Genomic DNA, 16,862 nt, shown 5'->3' on the forward strand with positions numbered 1-16,862 from the left:
CAGCGTTACGGTTTTTTCTTGCCTTTCGGGGGCGGCTTGAGCGCCGCTTTCTTCGGGTGCAGCGTCCGTTTCGGTTTGCTCTTTTCTTCCTCTTCGCTCGGCAGGTGCTTCAGTGAGTGCAATTCGAGGAGATGGGTCGCCACCAGGTAATTCATGCTGCCCTCGGGAATCACTCCCTTGGCATCGGCATCGCCTGCTGGCAAGCCGGTCAGCAGTTCGATGGCCTGATCGACATGATCGACGGCCGCCACGCGGAAGCGCCTGGCCGCCACGGCTTCGACCACGGCCGGCTTGAGCATCAGATCCTTGACGTTGCTGGCCGGGATGATCACGCCCTGCTCGCCGGTCAGACCGCGGGCGGCGCAGATGTCGAAAAAGCCCTCAATTTTCTCGTTAACCGCACCAATCGGCTGGACTGCGCCGTACTGGTTGACCGAACCGGTCACCGCCCAGTTTTGGCGGATCGGCACGGCGCTGATCGCCGAAAGCAAGGCGCACAATTCGGCCAGCGAAGCGCTATCGCCTTCGACCTCGCCATAGGTCTGTTCAAAAACGATGCTGGCATTGAACGAAAGCGGCATGCCCCGGCCAAAACGGGCGGAGAAGAAGCCGGCCAGGATCATCACGCCCTTAGAATGGATCGGGCCGCCCATCTCGATTTCCCGTTCGATGTCGATCATTTCGCCATCGCCAATGCAAACGGCAGCCGACAGACGGACCGGATGGGCGAACAGGAAGCCGGCCAGCATGACGGTCGCCAGTCCATTGATCTGGCCGACCAACCCGCCGGTAGTGGCAATGAGCAGGATGTCGCGCTGGATCGCTTCGTACACATGCTCGCGCAGCCGGTCGGCACGGCGCGTCCGGGCGGCCAATGCCTGCTCGACATGCGTGCGGTCCAGCAACTCGGCATTGCCGGCGTGGAAATCGGCTTCCTGCATCAAGTCGAGCAGTTCGCTGGTCAGTACACTCAGTCGCTCGGCATCCTCGGTGAGGCGTGCGGCATGTTCGATCACCCGTTCCAGCGCTGCCCTGGTCAGCGGCTTGAGGCCGCTCTGCCGGGCCTGGGTGGCGAGGTGCCGGGCCAGCAGGCTACTGTTCGCTGCGCTGCGCGGTATATGCACTTCAAAATCAGCGGCGACCTTGAACAAGCCGGCAAACTCCGGATCCAGTTCGGCCAGCAGGTAATAGAGGATCGGCTCGCCGATCAGCACGACTTTCACCTTGAGCGGAATGGGTTCGGGCTGGAGTCGTAGCGTGCTAATCACGCCATAGATGTCGCCAATCGACTCGATGGCGACCTGCCCGGTCTGCAGCGCGCGCTTCAGGCCTTCCCAGGCATAGGGTTGGCTGAGCAGCTTGCTGGCGTCGAGCACGAGATAGCCGCCATTGGCGCGGTGCAAGGCGCCGGCCCGGATCAGTGTGAAGTTGGAAAACAGCGCCCCCATGTGCGCCTCGTGCTCGACCCGGCCGACCAGATTGGGGAAGGTCGGCAGATTTTCGAAAACGACCGGCTGGCCCTTGCTGCCCGCGTTGTCGACGAGCAGGTTGACCTGATAGCGCTGAACGGAAATGGTGCTGGTGAAGCGCAGCGTATCGCTATCCGGATCCTCCGGCCGGCCGTCGCTCAGCGGATCGCCGGTCTCGATGACATCGGCTTCGACGGTCGCGAGAAAAGCCAGCACATCCGGCAGATCGAGATAGGCTGCCCTGATATCTTCGAACAGGTGCCCGGCGGCGCTGCGGATGGCCTCCCGGCCAATCTCCTTGAAGGCTTCGTGCTGTTCGCGCCGCCAGCGCGGGAACTGGCCGAGCAGCTGGCCCAGCGGCACCTGGCATTCCTTGATGATGTGCGCCAGTTCGTGTTTGCGCTCATCCGGCAGTTGCTCAAATTCTTCCTTGGAGAGCGTTTCCTTGGTCCCCTCCTTGACCGGCGTCAGGGCAAATCCCTCGGGCATCCGCATCAGCGCGACACCCCGCCCCAGCAATTCGTCGCCCAGTTCGCTCAGGGCACGCTCCTGGCGGAGCTTGAAGCTTTCCTCGAGCGCTGCGGTCCGCGCCCGGTATTCCTCGCTTTCAAAAGCGGCGGCGATGGCCGGTCCGAGATTTGCCGCCATTTGTTGCATGTCATCGCGCAACCGGCTGCCACGACCCGCCGGCAAGAGCAGCAGGCGCGGCGTATCGGTCGCCTGAAAATTATTGACGTAGCAGTAATCGAACTGCGCCACGTCCTTTTGCCGCACTTCCTCCACCAGACGACGAACCAGCTCATGCCGACTGCTGCCGATCTCGCCGAGGACAAAAAGATTGAACCCGCCATGGCGCATGCCGAGACCGAAGCGCAGCGCCTCGACGGCACGTGCTTGGCAGAAGGTTTCGTCGAGATCGCTCAGTTCGGAGGTACTGGTGAAAGACAAATCGTCGAGCGAGCTCGGCGTATAAAGCTGGTTGGGCTCAAGAAACCTGGCTGGCATTGTGCTTCGCTTCCAATTCTCGGAAAGAATCAAAGACGGCCAGTATGCCTCGAATCAGTACTGCGGGGTGCAAGGGGAATAACACGGGCGCTCCGTACCGGGGCGTCCTGGCTATCCGGCCGGGAAGCGGCCAGCGCGGAATTGCCCTGGGTCAGCTCGCCGAACTGCTGCAATTTGTCCTTCAGCCGGAACAGGAACTCCTGCATCAAAGCATGAATTTTCCGGTTAACCGCCCAAGGCGAACGGCAGGTGATCCGGATGCCGTCTATCCGGAACTGGAGCTGGCGAAGCCGAAGTTGCATGCGCTCCGGCGCGCTGCTGATATAGCTGTCGATCAGTTGGCGGCGCAGGTTCTCAAGCGCCTCGGGGTCTTCACGTGCCAGCCGGGCGAGAACTTCATGGCTGGGAAGCACCAACGGTCGATCGTTGCTCATCGTGGCTCCTTCCCGTGCTCGCTCATTTGCCGCCCCGCTAGCGAGGCTGAAAGAGATTGATCGAACGGCCGGCGCAAGCCCCACGATCATAGCCACCAAGCGCCGCCTGACTGATACGATTTACGTTTGGAATGGCTGGCTTCAGGGCCTAGGCATGCAGTCAATTTACGATTGAAACACCGGCAAGTACATACGTCGATACCCGTATTGGGGCTACCGAATGCAGGGTATCCGCCGACTTTCCTGATCTTCCGCCGGGCTGTTTCGGCAGGACGCTCACCGCCGCACGCAGTCACCGCCAAGCGAAACAATCTTCGGCACTGAAAAACACCGTTGGCGATTGCGCCACGAAGTAAAAGCCAAGTCATAATCGACTCAGGTGTGAGACCTGAATCAGCTGTCAGCCAGTGAGAATGTTTTCCTATGCACAATCGGCATCTCCAGCACTTTCGCAATATCGGTGTGGTCGAACGAATCAGTGCGCAAGCCGTCGAAAGTAGCCCGGCATGAGCTGTCGCATACTACTGGCCGACGACCACCTGCTGTTTCGTCAGGCACTGCGCATGACCCTCGAAATGCACCCGGAAATAACGATTGTTGCCGAGGCGCAGGATGGCCAGGGGGTCGTCGCGGCCGCCGCGCTGAGCCGGCCGGAGGTGGTTTGCCTCGATCTCAACATGCCCGGACCGAGCACGTCGGAAACTGTACAGCAACTCCTGGCGGCTGACCCGGCGCTGAAAATCATTGCCATGTCGGCCGATACCGAGTTGTTCAAGGTGGCCGGCGTAATCAATGCCGGAGCTCGGGCTTACGTGACCAAAATCGACATTGCCAACCAGCTCCCGGCGGCGATTCTCAGCGTCGCCCGGAACAAGATCTACTTCAGCCCCGACCTGTGTATCAACGACGTGTCCGATCTGGTCCGGCACATGCTGCCCGACAGCCCGTAGATTGGGGCTGAGCGGGCAAAAACACCCCGGCCGCCGGTTCATTGCAGGTCCCGGAGCAAGAGCGCAACGCGCTCGATCGGCAGATCATTGATGCCGGCGGCGATTGCCCGACCATCGCCGCCATGCCGCCGGGCCACTTGGTCTGCTGAAATATCCCAATCTTCAGGCGCACGCAGGCTAACGCTCAGGCTGTCTCGACCGTTTGGCACGAACACGGCACAAAAGCGCCGGACATCTCGGTTCGCCAGATGATTGGCATGGAGGCCGATGACACGCCGAGCCCAGGCCGCATTCGGCAATAAAATGGCGATCAGCCGATCCGTCTCGAGAAGCGGCGGAACCGCGCGGGCCAGTTGCATATCCTGAACCCGCCGCCGAGCAATGGTGACAAAGGCATCGTCCTTGCGCATGAACGCCAAGGGGTCGGCAAAGGGGGCCATGGCCCGGCGCAACTGCACCGGCGGGATAGTCAGATCGGCCTCGCTTTCGCCGTAGGCGTTGTAATTCAGGCACTCGCCCAGGGCTTTGAGCTGTTTGATCTTTTCCTGATCAAGCCCGATCGATCGGGCCATCTCCTCGGCCATGGCCGACAAGTTGTCGCCAAATGCACCAACCACTGCCCACTCACGAAAACGTCCCGCCAGATAGCGGTCAACCAGCAGGCTGGTACACACCTTGGCCGCCGGATCAAGGGTCAAGCGCAGCAGCGTATGTTCGGGTGTCCGGGGAGCATGGTGATGGTCGAAATATTCGACGCTGACGCCGACGTTGAGCAGCTTGAAGAGCGCCTCTTCGTTCGCACCGACTGGAATGTCGAGCACCGTCACCGAGTCTCCCGGACAGGCCATGACCCGGGCAAGGAGCCCGTGCTCGCGTTTGGCACCGGTAATCAGCACCGACTCCCGCGGCTCGGCAAGCCGTAGCTGTTGCAGGGAACACAGGCCGTCGGCATCGCCATTGAAAACATCGAAGTGGGTGTGCCGCGGCGCTTTCACGATGCTGCCCTGGCCACCGGTATCGAACCCCACTGGCGCTTCAACGACACAACCGGCATCTCGTTCGCGACGCTGATCTCGGGGCTATCGCTGTTCATGGCACGCAATACCTCACGGCGGACTTGATGACACTGGCACCGGCCATCCGTTGCCATGTTCCGATTCTGCGGCTCGGCAACGGTAGGGGCTATCCCGACTTCCGGGTAGTCTCATTACCGCGAATCGATGAGCTGTTGCCCGCGGGAGATGGCGACTACCCGATCAAAGCGGTGCAACCTGAAACTGGATCGATTCGACATTTTCGGCAGAAGACGGTGCGCCAAGATAGATCCGGCCCTGGCCGAACAAGGCTTGTTCGTTGCGATGAACGAACAGCTCGACTTGATCGTCCAGAACAAGGTATGAGCCATTGGTGCTGTGATCGACATAAAAAAACCGGTCAAAACGGCGCTCTATGCTTCCATGTTCCCGAGAACAGCGCGGATCCAGCAGGGTAATGCCCGAGCCGGGCTGGCGGCCAAGGCTGAGCGATGGGCGCAGCGCGTCGATGCGCTGCGTTGCCCCGCGATAGTGCAGGTCGAGCCAACCGCCCTCCAGGCCCAGAGCCGAAAGGGCCGCCTGCGCAGCCGCCGGGTGACTCCCCTGCCAGGCAATCTGGCAGATATCCAGTCGCCGTTTGCCGCAACTGAGTGGCCAGTTAAGCGCGCCATCAACCGCCGACAGCAAGTGTGGAAAGACATTCAGGCGGCGCGGCAAGCTGAGCAGGATATGCGCCGGGTCGGCCAGCGCGGCAAGGCTTGAGGCCGGATTCGGACCATTCCCGGAAAAATAATGCGCTTCGCCGATCCGGTGACCTGAGCAAATGCCGACTCGCATCACCAGGGGCAGACTGGCATAGCGCGGCATTTCCGCCACCCGCTGCTGCATCTCGATGGCCGACTGCAAAGCTTCTCCGCCGTCGGCAAAGAAGGCGGTCAGATTGCCGCCGGCCCGGTATACCACTCTGCCGCCATGGCGGACCAGTGTTTGCCTGATCCGCTTTTCGCAACGTCCGAGTACGTATTGCACTTCCTGCCGATCAAGGCTGTTGGCCAGCCCCTCTGCATCACTGACATCCACCGTCAGAACGGACAATGCACCACCACTCGTCGCCATGCCGCACCGTCGCACTCTTGATCTAAATTCACGCTTCGATCGTAGGAGTCCGCCACACGTCAGGAAATACGGCATTTGCCTTATTCGCGATAGGCAAATACCGGTAATGGGTCGGCAGACCCATGCGCCAGGATCAGTTCAGATCCTCTTCCTTGATACTGGATAGACGCAGGATCGCGATTCCCTCTTCCTGCAAGGCTTCACACTCCTCTTCCGAGGCATCGCCACGAATCGGACGTTCGGGTGCTTCGTTGTAATGAATTTTGCGCGCCTCTTCGGCGAACGATTTGCCAACGTCCTCGCAGTTGTTGGCCATCGCCTGTACCAGTTGCCGATAGAGGGCCAGCACGTGGGTACCCGCCGGCATCATCGCCGTGCTGCCGCCGATTGATGTTGACGACGACTCCTCAACCGCTTCCTTGGAATGATGGGAACCAATGGCTACTGCGGATGGCACACGCCGGACGATGTGGCTATCGCATTGCGGGCAGCAAACCATGTGACGTTCCTGTTGCGACTCAAAATCATCAGCACTTTGAAACCACCCTTCAAACCGGTGATTGTTGTCGCAGCTTAAGTCGTAGATGATCATTGAGAGTCCTGGTGCCGGGACGGGAATGCAACAAACCGCTGAACGGATTGCTATCAGGTGAAATCGAAAATCGTTGTTTTCGAGTTACCCCCAAATATACCCCCATCGAAACGTTGCTGGCACCTGTATTTTGTAAGGGCGCGAATCATACCACCCCACCCTTGCCCATCAACGTGTCGCTGCCGCGTTGAGGGATATAGCCATTTGGACTATTCCCTCCCGAAAGAACACACTGATCGAGTAGGACCGTGCCTGATTTTCCTGATAGCGCGCCCCTTACACATCAAATAGCGGGCCGTGCATTTGCTCCCACGATGGATAGAGTGGTTCAGTAACCGTACGCAAATATGCGGCGAAATCTTGAATTGCTTTTGGCTTTTTTGTTAGGTCACGAAGTGGGAGCATTTTTGAATACGCCAACGCAGCACGCACCAACTGACGGGCATTCGGATAACTGAACATGACATACCGCCTTTCGACACCGACCTGCAGTATCGGATGCAAAACCGGATCCCCAAACTTCGAAGATGGGTGAACTGCTTCATCCCTAAATCTGTACAACTCGCCCAAAACCGATCGTAGATTCGCGATACCTTGCCTTTTTAGCCCGAAGGACACGCGCAACTGTTCTGCGACTTTCGCAAACCTTGCCTGCTTTTTCCGTGTATTCGGAGTATGCGCTGCTGGCTTGATAGGCATCCTCTCCAAAGTAGCCGCATACAGAGACTCAAAGAACGTTGCCGCAGCAACTGAAGCCTGGACGGAGGCCTTGAATTCTTGATCAATCAGCAGGTCGAGCTCAGAATCATTTTCAAACTCGCCAGCCGCCGATTTTTCGTGTGCAAGCTTTGCTTTGGCGAGATTTTCCATTGCGATCTCTAGCCAGTGGATGCAAGTATCCAATTGCAATTCGAGGCGGACAGAGCCTCCCGAAACGCCGTCCTGGTCATAGTTAATGACCATCCCCCCCACGGGGATACGAGGAGTAACTCCTCTTGAAACCCGTATCCCAACCGGAGCACCATTAGAAAAGCTGCATTTTGGCTGACTCATGCCAAGAATCCTTCACAGGTCAAATAGCAATCATGGGGCGAAGTAGTGTTCAGCGTCCGCCCCCGCGAACCTCGTTTCAAATCAGCAAGTTTTCTCAGAAACACAGCCCGCTACCTGCGAGCGCTTGCCGGCATCATGGACGCTCCAAGGTTTGCGTTCTTCCCTTTCAGTTATTCGCCAAGCGCCCCTAGTCAAAGGCTCATAGAGACCTATTTAGCGGCTCGACAATTTGAGCATCGTCAAGCTTGATGTAGCTATCCGACATGGCCTTTGTAGTGTGTCCGAGCAGCGCCTGGTAATCGATCCCGGCCCGCTTTGCGTCGGTTGCTGACTTGCCGCGAATATCGTGGAAATGCACATCTTCGATGCCGGCTTCATTTCGGGCCTTTATCCACCATTGGTTCAGCTGCTGATAGTCGTACTGCTGGCCGCGCATCGTGCAGAGCAAGAAAAGGCCGCGCACCGGGCGCTTGATGGCCTTCGCGTTCTCGATAGCCAGGTCGAGGGCGGCATTGCGCTTGAACAGTTGCAGCTTTTCGGTTTTCTCCTGGCGGATGGTCAGGCCTTCCGTGGTGATCTGGCTCAAGTGAATATCGAGAATGTCTCCGATTCTTGCACCAGTAACATACGAAAGGTCCATTGCTGCGCGAAGAACAGGGGTCGCCTTCTCACGAATGGCGATAAATTCTTCATCGGTGATGTAGCGCTTGCGCCGGGCGACAGTCAGGTTTTCTACTTCCTTTGCCGGATTTCTATCGATGATTCCGCGGCGAATAGCAATGTTTAGGACCGTGGTAAGGATTGACTTTCCGGTGTTGGCCATCACCTTCGAGTTGTGCCCGTCCTGCCACCCAGCAACGTGATGCGGCTTGATTTCAGCTACTGACGTGAATTCTTGGAATGCCAATTTCAACTGTTTGGCCACAGCCTTGTACTGCTTCCGGGTGTTATCTGATAGTTTGGCAAATGTTTCGCATGCCATCCAGTCGTCGACCAGCGATGCAAGCCCGTTTTCATTTCGACTGTCTGGAACAGCTTCGATCTCAGCCCACCGCCGGCGCGCTTCGTTGATCTCTTTGCCTAGGCCGATCCACTTACGAGGAATTCTCGTCGTGACGTAGTAAAACGTCCCGCACTTAAGGTGCATACGAGGTGGAAAATCGAGGTTGTTCTGGCGCTGACGACCTATTGCGGCTTTCATTTCTTTCCCCAGTTCATATTCAATTTCGGCTCAGGGGGCGCCGTATCTCTGTTGGGAACATCAAGGGAAAGCATTTCCTCGACGTGCTTTCTGAGTACCACAGGGCGCCCGGTAATGGCGTTGCGCTCGAACTTCCATCCACGCTTTTCCAGCCAACGGCACTGATCGGCTGAGCGCACATATCCGGTCAGTTCCCGGACCTCTTCCTTGGTCAGGAACATCACTTCAGCACTTCCCGGTTAATCTTCATGCGGTCCTGCATCTTCCCGGCCTGTTTCTCGATACTTGTTTCAGTAGATCGCTTAATTTGGCGTCATTTGTGGCGGATGTCGATGTGCCAGATCGACCCGCGCTTGTCGGGGACCAGTGCTTCGGCATCGTTTTAGAGGTCTGGCTGTATTGGGCCCTCATCCACTCTATAAGATCTGCCTCAATGAACACCCACTGCCGCCCAGGCTTGCAGCCGGGGATTATGCCGGCACGAGTCTTCCGCATGAGCGCGTCTTCGCTCATGTGAAGTAATGCTGCAGCGGCAGTGAGGTCGAGGGTCTTCATCAGGTAATTGGTCAGGAACATCACTCGAACACCTCCTAGCCCGCCATTTTCTGCGGTCGCCCCAGGACATAGCTTATTGCTTTCCCTCGTTTCTGGCACCCCGAGCCTGGAATATGCCGAAGGCTCGGGATGGGAGACTGCAGGGGCCTAGCGATTGGCCGTTATGGCAGAATACCGGAAGCCTTCCAGTCGAAAGGCTTGGATTCGATGGCGCCAGGGCAAGGTGCGAGCAGACGTTCCAAAAGCTGCGGCCAGACCTCCCGCAATGCTTGGCTGTCCAATACCTTGGGGCTGATGATTAGTTTGGCTTCCAGGCCGAAGACGCTCTTCACGAGCCGCAGCCCCTTCACCAAGTTCTCCAGGTCGTCCAGGTGGTCAATCTTGGCGCTGGCGAATGAAGCCGGTACGGCGCGGCCATCGTCAAGAGTCAGCCCGGTCAGCTCCTCCTCGGTCACACACTCGGCGTTCCCGACGGCGCCATCCCGATCCTGCCAACGGTGCATGTACTTCATCGCCCACCGGATGCTTTCGATGGCTTCTTTCGGCTCGCCGCGCTCGATCTGGCGAATGGCTTGGCTCAACTGCTGAAGCCCTTCATCGAATTCAGTCCAGCAAGTAACAGCGAGGCCGTAGGCGTCCCGCATTACGTTGTCCAGTTCGGGCAGGTTGTTCGCCCTGGCCCACTGGCCTACCTCGTTGATGAGGTGCTTCATCGTGTTGATGTTGCGGGGACCATTACAGACGGCAGGGACAGGGGTATAGGTAAGGGTTTGCATGTTGCACTCCATAGAAAGCGGATTTCCCCGCTCGCCCCCCGCCAAGAGGGTGAGCAGGCCGTGCAGGTTGGCGGACCAGTCTATGGGCTGGCAGGGGTTTCCCCCTCCCACACGGCCCGCCCATTGGGCGCAGCCATGCGACGGACGTAAAAAAACCGCGCTCGGCGGTTGTCCGCCATAGAATCCGGGCCGCCAAGCCCGCCTGCTGTTGTTTCAGCATTGCAAACAGGATAGCGTCAGGATGAATGCACGGTCAATACCCATCACCAAATCGGCCTCGAGCCACCGCAGCCAATCCGGGGCGCTGATCATCGGTTGATGGTCGCGCCCCTCCCCGTTACCTCCCCGTCACTACCCTTGCCGTAACCTTGCCGCCCTCCAGGGTCGAACGCCCCTCCTCGGCGAATTTAACCACCGACCGGGCCGGTATCCCGAGATAGATGGCAGCAGCCTTTGCATCCCACTTGAATCGCTCCAGGGCGAGAAGGCAAAGGCGTTGAACTGTCGGCAGATTGTCGTACTTCACTGCCCTACTGCTTCCAATGAATGACGTCACCCCTCAAGTCTTCGGGATCAACAATCATCCCGAGGGAAAACATGTTTTCGATCATCTTGCGGGCTTCGGGATCAACCCACAGCAGAGGAACGTCGAGCCGCCCCACGATACTGGCCGTAGTGAATACCGGCGTTCCATCCTCCCGGTACCCATCTGCTTCAGGCAAAACCCCGAGTTGCTGCAACCTGGCCGCCGACTCGGCAATGGTGCGTGGTGTCATGGGGGTGTCGTCGGCCAATTCTGAGAGCGCTTGCATCATATTTTCTCATCACCATCGACAGACTCGACACACGGGCCATTGAATGCGCGGTTGAACTCCCGGCTGGCCCTTTCCCTGAATGCTGAATCAGTCTCGCCGGCTTGGCGGTTGATCTGCTGCCCGCCACAAAGTGCAGATGTTGGTCCGGCCTTCGGATCAACAATCATCCGAATAATCCTCATCGGCTCCAGCTCCAGCGGCGGGCGGTTCGCAGCTTCCAGCTTCTCAATCCTTTTCAGCAATACACTCATCGTGATTTCCTTTTTTCAGTAGTTGCCTCGAGGTCGGTGAGGCGTTTTTCAATGATGCTCAGTTCGTAGGCCTTGGCGATCTGGGACAGCATGAAGACCAGCCGACTGGCTTCTGCGGTATTGATGACCTTGCCCCTGGCCTCCCGATACACCCTCGCCATCTCCTGGCGGATGCACTCCGGATTGGCGAGATTAATTCGGGGGGTAGGTGGCAGCAGCTCACCAGAAAGCGCGCCACCTTCCGCCGTTTTTTTCGTGCGGGCCATCAATCACGCGGATCGGCAGCAAGGATTGGCGCCGATCGGTAAGCTACCGGCCTGGCCCTGCGTGCGAACTGGGCCAACGTTCCGGGTTGGGTACCAGACTCCAGAAGCCTGGCCGCCTCTTCGGGGTTCAGCATCGCACTCCCAATCCTTTGTTGGATTTCCTGATTGGCCCGGCCGTACGGAATGCGCAACAGGTTCCCCAACACCATCCTGACCGGCGTAGATCCGCCGAGAGAATTGCCGAGCGCCTGGCGCAGCAGTTGGTCTTGGGCGATGTTCTGCACCGTGTTGCTGCCGGTTGCCTTTCCTGCATTCATCGCCAGTTGCCCAGCGTTCATGTCGGCCGCGACATTGCGCAGAATCTGCAACTGCTCGGGGCTGAGTCGCTTCGCCAGGTCGGCGCCATCATTCTTCAAGATCTGGTTCAACTTCGCTGGCGACAGCATCAAATTGCCGGCCGTATCGGTCGCGCCGGTCTGCATCCGCTTCAGCACATCCTGCAGCACCTCCATCTGATTGATGGGCTTGCTCTGCTCGGTGTAGGTGATCAGGTAGTCCTTCCACGATGGCACGATGCCTGCGCCTTCGGCTGGCACTGCTCTGCGGCTGGCACTATCGATCGCATCGTCGAACATTCCTTTCACGGCGTTGAGCTGGCCAGATGCGTAGCGCAGATTTCCGGCTTCACCTTGCAGCTTGCCGCTCAGTACGTCGTTGATGTCCTTGCGAAGCGCATACAGGGCACGGGCGTCTATCGTGCCGCCGTTTCCAATAGCCCCCGACAATTGATCCCTGACACTCGATAGCGCAGCCTGAGATATTCGCCCGGCGTTGTTCGGATCGGCCAGGAGGTTGTCGACTCCCGATAGCAAACCTTGCGCATCGATGTTGCCGGCCCGGCCCAGTACGCTTTCGCGCATGGCATCCGTTGCCGCATTGCGCTCAGCCTTCGCGGTGGCAATCTTGCCGGCCGTCCCGGCGATGCCTTCCAGTGCTGCGGTGCGTGCTGTGTTCTGGCCGGTTATGCGGTTGGTCAGTTCTGCCGCAAATTCCGGGCTTGAGTTCTGCATGGTGCGCTGCAGCCCTGACAAGCCAACGTCACCGGCGGCTGCCGCGGTGGTCGGCAGTGAGCCAGGCACAACCTGCTTCAACGCCTGGATTTCGGCCAGCGCTCGCTGCGGGTCGTTGGCGTACTGCTTCAGGATGTCGGAAACGAGGCGCTCTTGACCTGATTTGAAGAAGGGTCGCACGGCACCCAATGCAGCGTTACCAGCCGCCCCCGCCAATTTCAGGGCGCCAGGCATCACAGCACCGATTGCCGCCCCCGCGCCGGCATCTTCGGGGTTGACCATGGCAGCGGTAGCGCCACCGGTTACTGCGCCACCGGCAGAGCGAGCGGCCAAACCGGCCGCCCCTGCCAGTCCTTCCGCCCTCATGCCTCCGGTTGCGATAGCATCGGCCAGCGGAGCGAGCGCTCGGGAGGCCACACCAGCACTTGCCAGCGCTTTGACCGGTGCGGCGATTGCGCCGCCTACCGGCAAGGTGGCCAGCACTTGGCCGCCGAACCGGCCGACGGATGCCGCCGAGCTCTCGCCGTACTGCTTTTCAAAGTCAGACTTACCGGCCTCGTTCATAGCCTTGACGCGCAGCCCCTCGTTGGTGCCGGCCAGCTTGTCGAAACCACTGGCCAACCACTGCGCCCCGGTGTCGATTACATCCTTGGCGCCACGAGCCACACCCATTGCCAAGTTGCCGGCGCTGTCGAGCATTCCTGCTTCCTTCGGCTGCGCCGACTGGCGTTTGCTCAGGTGGTCAATGATTTCCCCATCCGAATAGCCAGCGTTGCGGGCCTGCGCCAGATTGAAGTTTGAGCCTTTGGCCAGGTGGTCGGAAATCTCGCTGTCAGAGTATCCAGCCTGCCTTGCTGCTTGAATATCGAAAGCCATAGCGATTACCTTTCAAAGGAGGAGAGCGGTGGGCGGTTCTGGCCGGACGGACTCGCGGGTTGTTGCGTGTCAGCTTGGCCGCCGCTGAAGAACTGGCGCCAATGCGCCCGCTTCTCGTTGATCTTCGGTGTGTCGGGGCTGGCTGGGTCGAATATCGGATTGGCGTTGGCGTATTTCAGCCACGCCTGATCGGCGCCCCGTAGCGTTCCGTTGCCTTCGATGTAGGAGCGCATGAACTCGGCGCGATCTCGCTCTTGCTTCGACTTGGCTATCATCCCGAGCGCTATGGAGTCGTTGGCTTTCTTGTCCTTGTCGATGCCAATTGTTCCCTTGGAAAACATTTTGGCATCAAAGTCGGACGTGGCCCCACTACCTGGCTGGCGCATCTTCGGCACTATCTTGCTGGCGATAGCGTCCATTTCCTGAAGGTCGGCGTCACCTATTTTTCTGGCCCATGCCATGGGAGCACTGCCAACAACGGGGCCGGTGCTTGTCTTGGCGTTCAGGTCTTGGAAGCGCTTTGCATCCTGCTCAAACTGCTGCGCGTCGCGGGCCTCCTGTTCGATGCCGGAAACCTGCTTGTCACCCGCTTGGTACATCGTGGTTTGAAACTTCTCGCGTGCCTTTCGAGACAGGCCGCGCAAAGGATCGGCGGGAGCTGCTGGAACGCCAAGCTGATTTGCCAGTAGCCCATTCGGTGCATCTGATTCCGCTTCGCCTTGAAGGTCGCGCAATTGAGCAAGCATCACCTTGTTTTGCAGCATCCGGCCTTCCGTGTCGGCCTGAGCGCCTTGCAACTGTTGGCGCCTGTAGTCCATATCCAGCACCTGACGCTGCCGGGCCATCGTTGCATCGCGATCCACATTCGTTTGCACGGTTCGGCCGTCGGCCAGAATGACGGCGAAAGGGTCAGTCTTGGACCGGTAGCCTTTGCCATATCCGGCAATTTCAATCGGCTGCGCGTAATCCGGCAGCTGGCCCTGCCCTTGCGGCTGGCTGTCGAAATTCACCACCGCGCCGGTCGTGTTGTTGCGCATGTAGTTCCCCTGCTGTTCCGGCTGGGAAACCATATCGCGCAATGACATCGTGGGCGGCCCCTGGTCAAGTTCCCCTTGGGTTCCTGCCCCACGTAAAGCGCGCTCCCAGCCGGCCAGGTCGGCCAGACTGACGCGCCCCATGCGTTGCCCATTTTCAATGCTCTGTAGCATGGCTACACCTTCCTTTCTGTTGCGGCATCGGCCGCGGTGGTTAAAACCGAACTCAAAACATGCGCAAGTGGCCGCTGCTGCGTTTTTCTCTCACCACAGGCGCACGGATATTCCTCGCCATCCGTTTGACCATCCAGCATGTCGCGCCGTAGCTCCCAGAGGATTGCCAGCGCATCGCAGGCATAGGCAATGCGTAAAATCTTCACGGCGACCACGGCGCCCTCTTCTGCAGACATGCCTGGCAGTCGGTAGCAGTAAGGCGGCACGTCGCCGGGGGCGGATCGCTTCGCCGGTCGGATGGCTCGGGCTGATTTGCCCTCCACGGCCTGCATGGCTTCATCTGCCTCCCGTTGCGCCTTGGCCGCGGAGTGCTTCGACCGTGCCCCGCGCTGCCCCGCTTGTCTTGCCTTCTCGCTTTTGGATAAAACGGCCTTCATCGCCGAGCCTCCCGGAAGCCGAGGGTTCTGACTGCCTCGGCTTCGGTGGCGAAGTAGTCCGCCCACAGGCGGTAGCGTTGTTCGTGGTCATCGATTGCCGCTGACACCTCGACACCGGGCGCAATGCTGACGGTCAGCCCTTGACGCTGAAGGTCAGGGCCTGGCGCCAGATCCCGGCGCAGCATGTCCTTGAATTCCTCCATCTCTGCCGGTGTCCAGTCGCCGCTATTGAGGCGAGCAGCCGCCCATGTGTCGAAATCGTCCTTGAACTGTCTGGTCACGGTTGCCATGCTCAGAACTCCACGTGGTCATTTGCAGCCATCAACGCCATGGCCTTGGGTTGATCGTTTGGGCCTTGCAGGTAGCTCTGGCTACGGCGATCGAACCAGAGTTGAATTCGCCCCTCCCATTCGCCGTGGCGGTGCTTGCAGACGGTCAGCAGCGCGTCCGCTTCGTCGTTCTTGCTGTGGTCACCATTCTCGATCGCCAACTCCTTGCCGCGGTTGCGCCAGACACTGAACACGTTGTCGGCCAAGTCGGTAATCGATGCCGAGCCGCGCACGTCGAACTTTCCGGGTGGGGTCAGTTCGTCCTTGACCTTGCGGCTATGGGCGAGCAGATGAACCGCCTGGCCGGTATCGTGGGCATGGGTGGCCAGTGCCAAAACAAACTGTTTTTGGGCGTCGTAGCCGTCCTCCGCAATCCCGCAACTCAGCAGGTTGTCGACCACGAAATGGGTGACACCGAGTTGTTCGTGGCAATAGCGGCCCACGGCGAGAATCCGCTCGGGGCTGACTTGGCCCTGCTGGTCGTAGATCCACAGCCGGTTATTCGTCCAGGCGTGCAGGTCGTGAATCTCCCGCCGTCCCGGCGCATTGCATCCGAAAGCTTGCCGGCACATGCGCTGCATCGTCGCCGCCGGCTTCATCTCCATGCTGGCAATGCAGAGCTTTTCGCCCTGAGCCATGAGATGCAGCCCAACCTGGCCGACGATCATGGATTTGCCGTGACCGCTCATGCCGGGCCAGATCGAAAGCTCACCGCGGCGCAGTCGGACAATCTCGCTGGTTTTGCCCCAGGGCAGGCTGGCGCCGGCCAGAGAGGGCGGGCGCTCGAAGGATGAGATTACCTCGTCAGCCCAGGAGGCCGCCGGCCGGATGCTGGCCGCTTCATCAGGGCCCCGCAGATAGGCGTCGAAATCGATGCTGTCTTCGATCACGTTCATGACGCCGCCCCCCAGGCTGCACCGAAGATGCGCCGAAAGCCCGCCGTAGCCATATCGATCAGCGCAGCGTCGAAGTGCTCGGCGTTCTCCATGGCCCGGCGCTTCACCTGGCCGGCAATCTGCAGCAGGCAATCGCTGGCCGATCCGGCCGAGCCCAGGCCCGCAAGCGTCGCCCGCTGCACTGCGCTCATTCGCCGGCCGGTCTTTGTCCGGGGGCGGTAGCCATCGACCAGCAAGTTGACTCCATCCTGCTGATCAGCAAACCAAACCGACAGGGCGGCAGGTGCTGCCGTATCGATCGCCTTGACGATGCCGGAGAGGTGCGGCGTTTCAGTCGTCGCCACGATCAGGACCGGCAGCGCTACTACGAAACGCCAGTCGTAGCTGCGCGATGGCTGGGCAATGATCACCGGGTTGGTTTCGCTCAATGGTCCGATGAGGGAAATCAGCAGCAGGTCGGCCGGCCGCTTGCCGGCGGTGCGCAGGGCGACAATCTCGGCAGCGCCGTAGGGAAGTTGGGCGGCCATGA

20 protein-coding genes are annotated in these 16,862 nt (G+C 59.4%); 1 reads left to right on the plus strand and 19 read right to left on the minus strand.

All coding sequences use genetic code 11. The features are described 5' to 3' along the window. Nucleotides 1–5: 5 nt before the first annotated feature. Nucleotides 6–2,474, minus strand: coding sequence for a Lon protease family protein (locus KI611_RS11425; RefSeq protein ID WP_226414687.1), 2,469 nt, complete (start codon nt 2,472–2,474; stop codon nt 6–8). Between the two features lie 29 nt (nt 2,475–2,503). Continuing rightward, nucleotides 2,504–2,908, minus strand: a complete 405-nt coding sequence (locus KI611_RS11430) for a DUF3135 domain-containing protein (RefSeq protein ID WP_226414691.1) — start codon at nt 2,906–2,908, stop codon at nt 2,504–2,506. Nucleotides 2,909–3,414: 506 nt separating this feature from the next. Here KI611_RS11430 and KI611_RS11435 point away from each other — a divergent pair. After that, on the plus strand, nt 3,415–3,858 hold the full coding sequence (locus tag KI611_RS11435) for a response regulator transcription factor (protein ID WP_226414716.1): 444 nt from the start codon (nt 3,415–3,417) through the stop codon (nt 3,856–3,858). Between the two features lie 38 nt (nt 3,859–3,896). On the opposite strand, the gene KI611_RS11440 is transcribed toward KI611_RS11435, so the two are convergent. The 17 genes from KI611_RS11440 to KI611_RS11520 form a co-directional block, all read right to left on the minus strand. Beyond that, nucleotides 3,897–4,886 (minus strand): DHH family phosphoesterase, encoded by a 990-nt coding sequence (locus KI611_RS11440; protein WP_226414719.1) that lies wholly within the window; start codon nt 4,884–4,886, stop codon nt 3,897–3,899. Between the two features lie 228 nt (nt 4,887–5,114). Then, nucleotides 5,115–6,083 (minus strand): FHA domain-containing protein, encoded by a 969-nt coding sequence (locus tag KI611_RS11445; RefSeq protein ID WP_226414722.1) that lies wholly within the window; start codon nt 6,081–6,083, stop codon nt 5,115–5,117. A gap of 58 nt (nt 6,084–6,141) precedes the next feature. After that, nucleotides 6,142–6,600, minus strand: coding sequence for a DUF1178 family protein (locus KI611_RS11450; RefSeq protein ID WP_226414726.1), 459 nt, complete (start codon nt 6,598–6,600; stop codon nt 6,142–6,144). 276 nt (nt 6,601–6,876) lie between these two features. Continuing rightward, nucleotides 6,877–7,653, minus strand: coding sequence for a hypothetical protein (locus KI611_RS11455; protein ID WP_226414749.1), 777 nt, complete (start codon nt 7,651–7,653; stop codon nt 6,877–6,879). A gap of 199 nt (nt 7,654–7,852) precedes the next feature. After that, nucleotides 7,853–8,854, minus strand: a complete 1,002-nt coding sequence (locus KI611_RS11460) for a tyrosine-type recombinase/integrase (RefSeq protein WP_226414752.1) — start codon at nt 8,852–8,854, stop codon at nt 7,853–7,855. Continuing rightward, nucleotides 8,851–9,075, minus strand: coding sequence for a DUF4224 domain-containing protein (locus KI611_RS11465; RefSeq protein ID WP_226414755.1), 225 nt, complete (start codon nt 9,073–9,075; stop codon nt 8,851–8,853). Before KI611_RS11465 ends, KI611_RS11460 begins: the two co-directional genes overlap by 4 nt. A gap of 25 nt (nt 9,076–9,100) precedes the next feature. Beyond that, nucleotides 9,101–9,430 carry a helix-turn-helix domain-containing protein gene (locus KI611_RS22185; protein WP_413463976.1) on the minus strand — a complete coding sequence of 110 codons (330 nt, stop codon included), beginning with the start codon at nt 9,428–9,430 and terminating at the stop codon, nt 9,101–9,103. 140 nt (nt 9,431–9,570) lie between these two features. After that, on the minus strand, nt 9,571–10,185 hold the full coding sequence (locus KI611_RS11475; protein WP_226414758.1) for a hypothetical protein: 615 nt from the start codon (nt 10,183–10,185) through the stop codon (nt 9,571–9,573). A 530-nt stretch (nt 10,186–10,715) separates the two neighbouring features. After that, on the minus strand, nt 10,716–11,000 hold the full coding sequence (locus KI611_RS11480) for a hypothetical protein (protein WP_226414761.1): 285 nt from the start codon (nt 10,998–11,000) through the stop codon (nt 10,716–10,718). Further along, on the minus strand, nt 10,997–11,251 hold the full coding sequence (locus tag KI611_RS11485) for a hypothetical protein (RefSeq protein ID WP_226414764.1): 255 nt from the start codon (nt 11,249–11,251) through the stop codon (nt 10,997–10,999). Before KI611_RS11485 ends, KI611_RS11480 begins: the two co-directional genes overlap by 4 nt. After that, nucleotides 11,248–11,517 carry a hypothetical protein gene (locus tag KI611_RS11490; protein ID WP_226414767.1) on the minus strand — a complete coding sequence of 90 codons (270 nt, stop codon included), beginning with the start codon at nt 11,515–11,517 and terminating at the stop codon, nt 11,248–11,250. The genes KI611_RS11485 and KI611_RS11490 overlap by 4 nt, the downstream gene beginning before the upstream one ends. After that, nucleotides 11,517–13,463, minus strand: coding sequence for a hypothetical protein (locus KI611_RS11495; protein ID WP_226414770.1), 1,947 nt, complete (start codon nt 13,461–13,463; stop codon nt 11,517–11,519). The genes KI611_RS11490 and KI611_RS11495 overlap by 1 nt, the downstream gene beginning before the upstream one ends. Before the next feature lie 5 nt (nt 13,464–13,468). After that, nucleotides 13,469–14,671 (minus strand): hypothetical protein, encoded by a 1,203-nt coding sequence (locus tag KI611_RS11500; RefSeq protein WP_226414773.1) that lies wholly within the window; start codon nt 14,669–14,671, stop codon nt 13,469–13,471. A 2-nt stretch (nt 14,672–14,673) separates the two neighbouring features. Next, nucleotides 14,674–15,108: a hypothetical protein gene (locus tag KI611_RS11505; protein WP_226414776.1), complete on the minus strand. Its 435-nt coding sequence runs from the start codon at nt 15,106–15,108 to the stop codon at nt 14,674–14,676. Then, nucleotides 15,105–15,398 (minus strand): hypothetical protein, encoded by a 294-nt coding sequence (locus tag KI611_RS11510; protein WP_226414779.1) that lies wholly within the window; start codon nt 15,396–15,398, stop codon nt 15,105–15,107. The genes KI611_RS11505 and KI611_RS11510 overlap by 4 nt, the downstream gene beginning before the upstream one ends. A gap of 2 nt (nt 15,399–15,400) precedes the next feature. Continuing rightward, entirely contained in the window at nt 15,401–16,333 is a 933-nt protein-coding gene (locus KI611_RS11515; RefSeq protein ID WP_226414782.1) for an AAA family ATPase, read from the minus strand. Then, nucleotides 16,330–16,860, minus strand: coding sequence for a hypothetical protein (locus KI611_RS11520; protein WP_226414785.1), 531 nt, complete (start codon nt 16,858–16,860; stop codon nt 16,330–16,332). The genes KI611_RS11515 and KI611_RS11520 overlap by 4 nt, the downstream gene beginning before the upstream one ends. Between the last annotated feature and the right edge of the window lie 2 nt (nt 16,861–16,862).

Source organism: Dechloromonas denitrificans (assembly GCF_020510685.1).
Lineage (GTDB): Bacteria > Pseudomonadota > Gammaproteobacteria > Burkholderiales > Rhodocyclaceae > Azonexus > Azonexus denitrificans_A.

Bases quoted from the DNA above. Each gene is read 5' to 3' on its own strand.
- KI611_RS11480 (WP_226414761.1), bottom strand. From the start codon at position 11,000: ATGATGCAAGCGCTCTCAGAATTGGCCGACGACACCCCCATGACACCA.
- KI611_RS11500 (WP_226414773.1), bottom strand. From the start codon at position 14,671: ATGCTACAGAGCATTGAAAATGGGCAACGCATGGGGCGCGTCAGTCTG.
- KI611_RS11435 (WP_226414716.1), top strand. From the start codon at position 3,415: ATGAGCTGTCGCATACTACTGGCCGACGACCACCTGCTGTTTCGTCAG.
- KI611_RS11515 (WP_226414782.1), bottom strand. From the start codon at position 16,333: ATGAACGTGATCGAAGACAGCATCGATTTCGACGCCTATCTGCGGGGC.
- KI611_RS11520 (WP_226414785.1), bottom strand. From the start codon at position 16,860: ATGGCCGCCCAACTTCCCTACGGCGCTGCCGAGATTGTCGCCCTGCGC.
- KI611_RS11465 (WP_226414755.1), bottom strand. From the start codon at position 9,075: ATGTTCCTGACCAAGGAAGAGGTCCGGGAACTGACCGGATATGTGCGC.
- KI611_RS11460 (WP_226414752.1), bottom strand. From the start codon at position 8,854: ATGAAAGCCGCAATAGGTCGTCAGCGCCAGAACAACCTCGATTTTCCA.
- KI611_RS11475 (WP_226414758.1), bottom strand. From the start codon at position 10,185: ATGCAAACCCTTACCTATACCCCTGTCCCTGCCGTCTGTAATGGTCCC.
- KI611_RS11485 (WP_226414764.1), bottom strand. From the start codon at position 11,251: ATGAGTGTATTGCTGAAAAGGATTGAGAAGCTGGAAGCTGCGAACCGC.
- KI611_RS11425 (WP_226414687.1), bottom strand. From the start codon at position 2,474: ATGCCAGCCAGGTTTCTTGAGCCCAACCAGCTTTATACGCCGAGCTCG.
- KI611_RS11430 (WP_226414691.1), bottom strand. From the start codon at position 2,908: ATGAGCAACGATCGACCGTTGGTGCTTCCCAGCCATGAAGTTCTCGCC.
- KI611_RS11505 (WP_226414776.1), bottom strand. From the start codon at position 15,108: ATGAAGGCCGTTTTATCCAAAAGCGAGAAGGCAAGACAAGCGGGGCAG.
- KI611_RS11450 (WP_226414726.1), bottom strand. From the start codon at position 6,600: ATGATCATCTACGACTTAAGCTGCGACAACAATCACCGGTTTGAAGGG.
- KI611_RS22185 (WP_413463976.1), bottom strand. From the start codon at position 9,430: ATGTTCCTGACCAATTACCTGATGAAGACCCTCGACCTCACTGCCGCT.
- KI611_RS11490 (WP_226414767.1), bottom strand. From the start codon at position 11,517: ATGGCCCGCACGAAAAAAACGGCGGAAGGTGGCGCGCTTTCTGGTGAG.
- KI611_RS11455 (WP_226414749.1), bottom strand. From the start codon at position 7,653: ATGAGTCAGCCAAAATGCAGCTTTTCTAATGGTGCTCCGGTTGGGATA.
- KI611_RS11495 (WP_226414770.1), bottom strand. From the start codon at position 13,463: ATGGCTTTCGATATTCAAGCAGCAAGGCAGGCTGGATACTCTGACAGC.
- KI611_RS11445 (WP_226414722.1), bottom strand. From the start codon at position 6,083: ATGCCGTATTTCCTGACGTGTGGCGGACTCCTACGATCGAAGCGTGAA.
- KI611_RS11510 (WP_226414779.1), bottom strand. From the start codon at position 15,398: ATGGCAACCGTGACCAGACAGTTCAAGGACGATTTCGACACATGGGCG.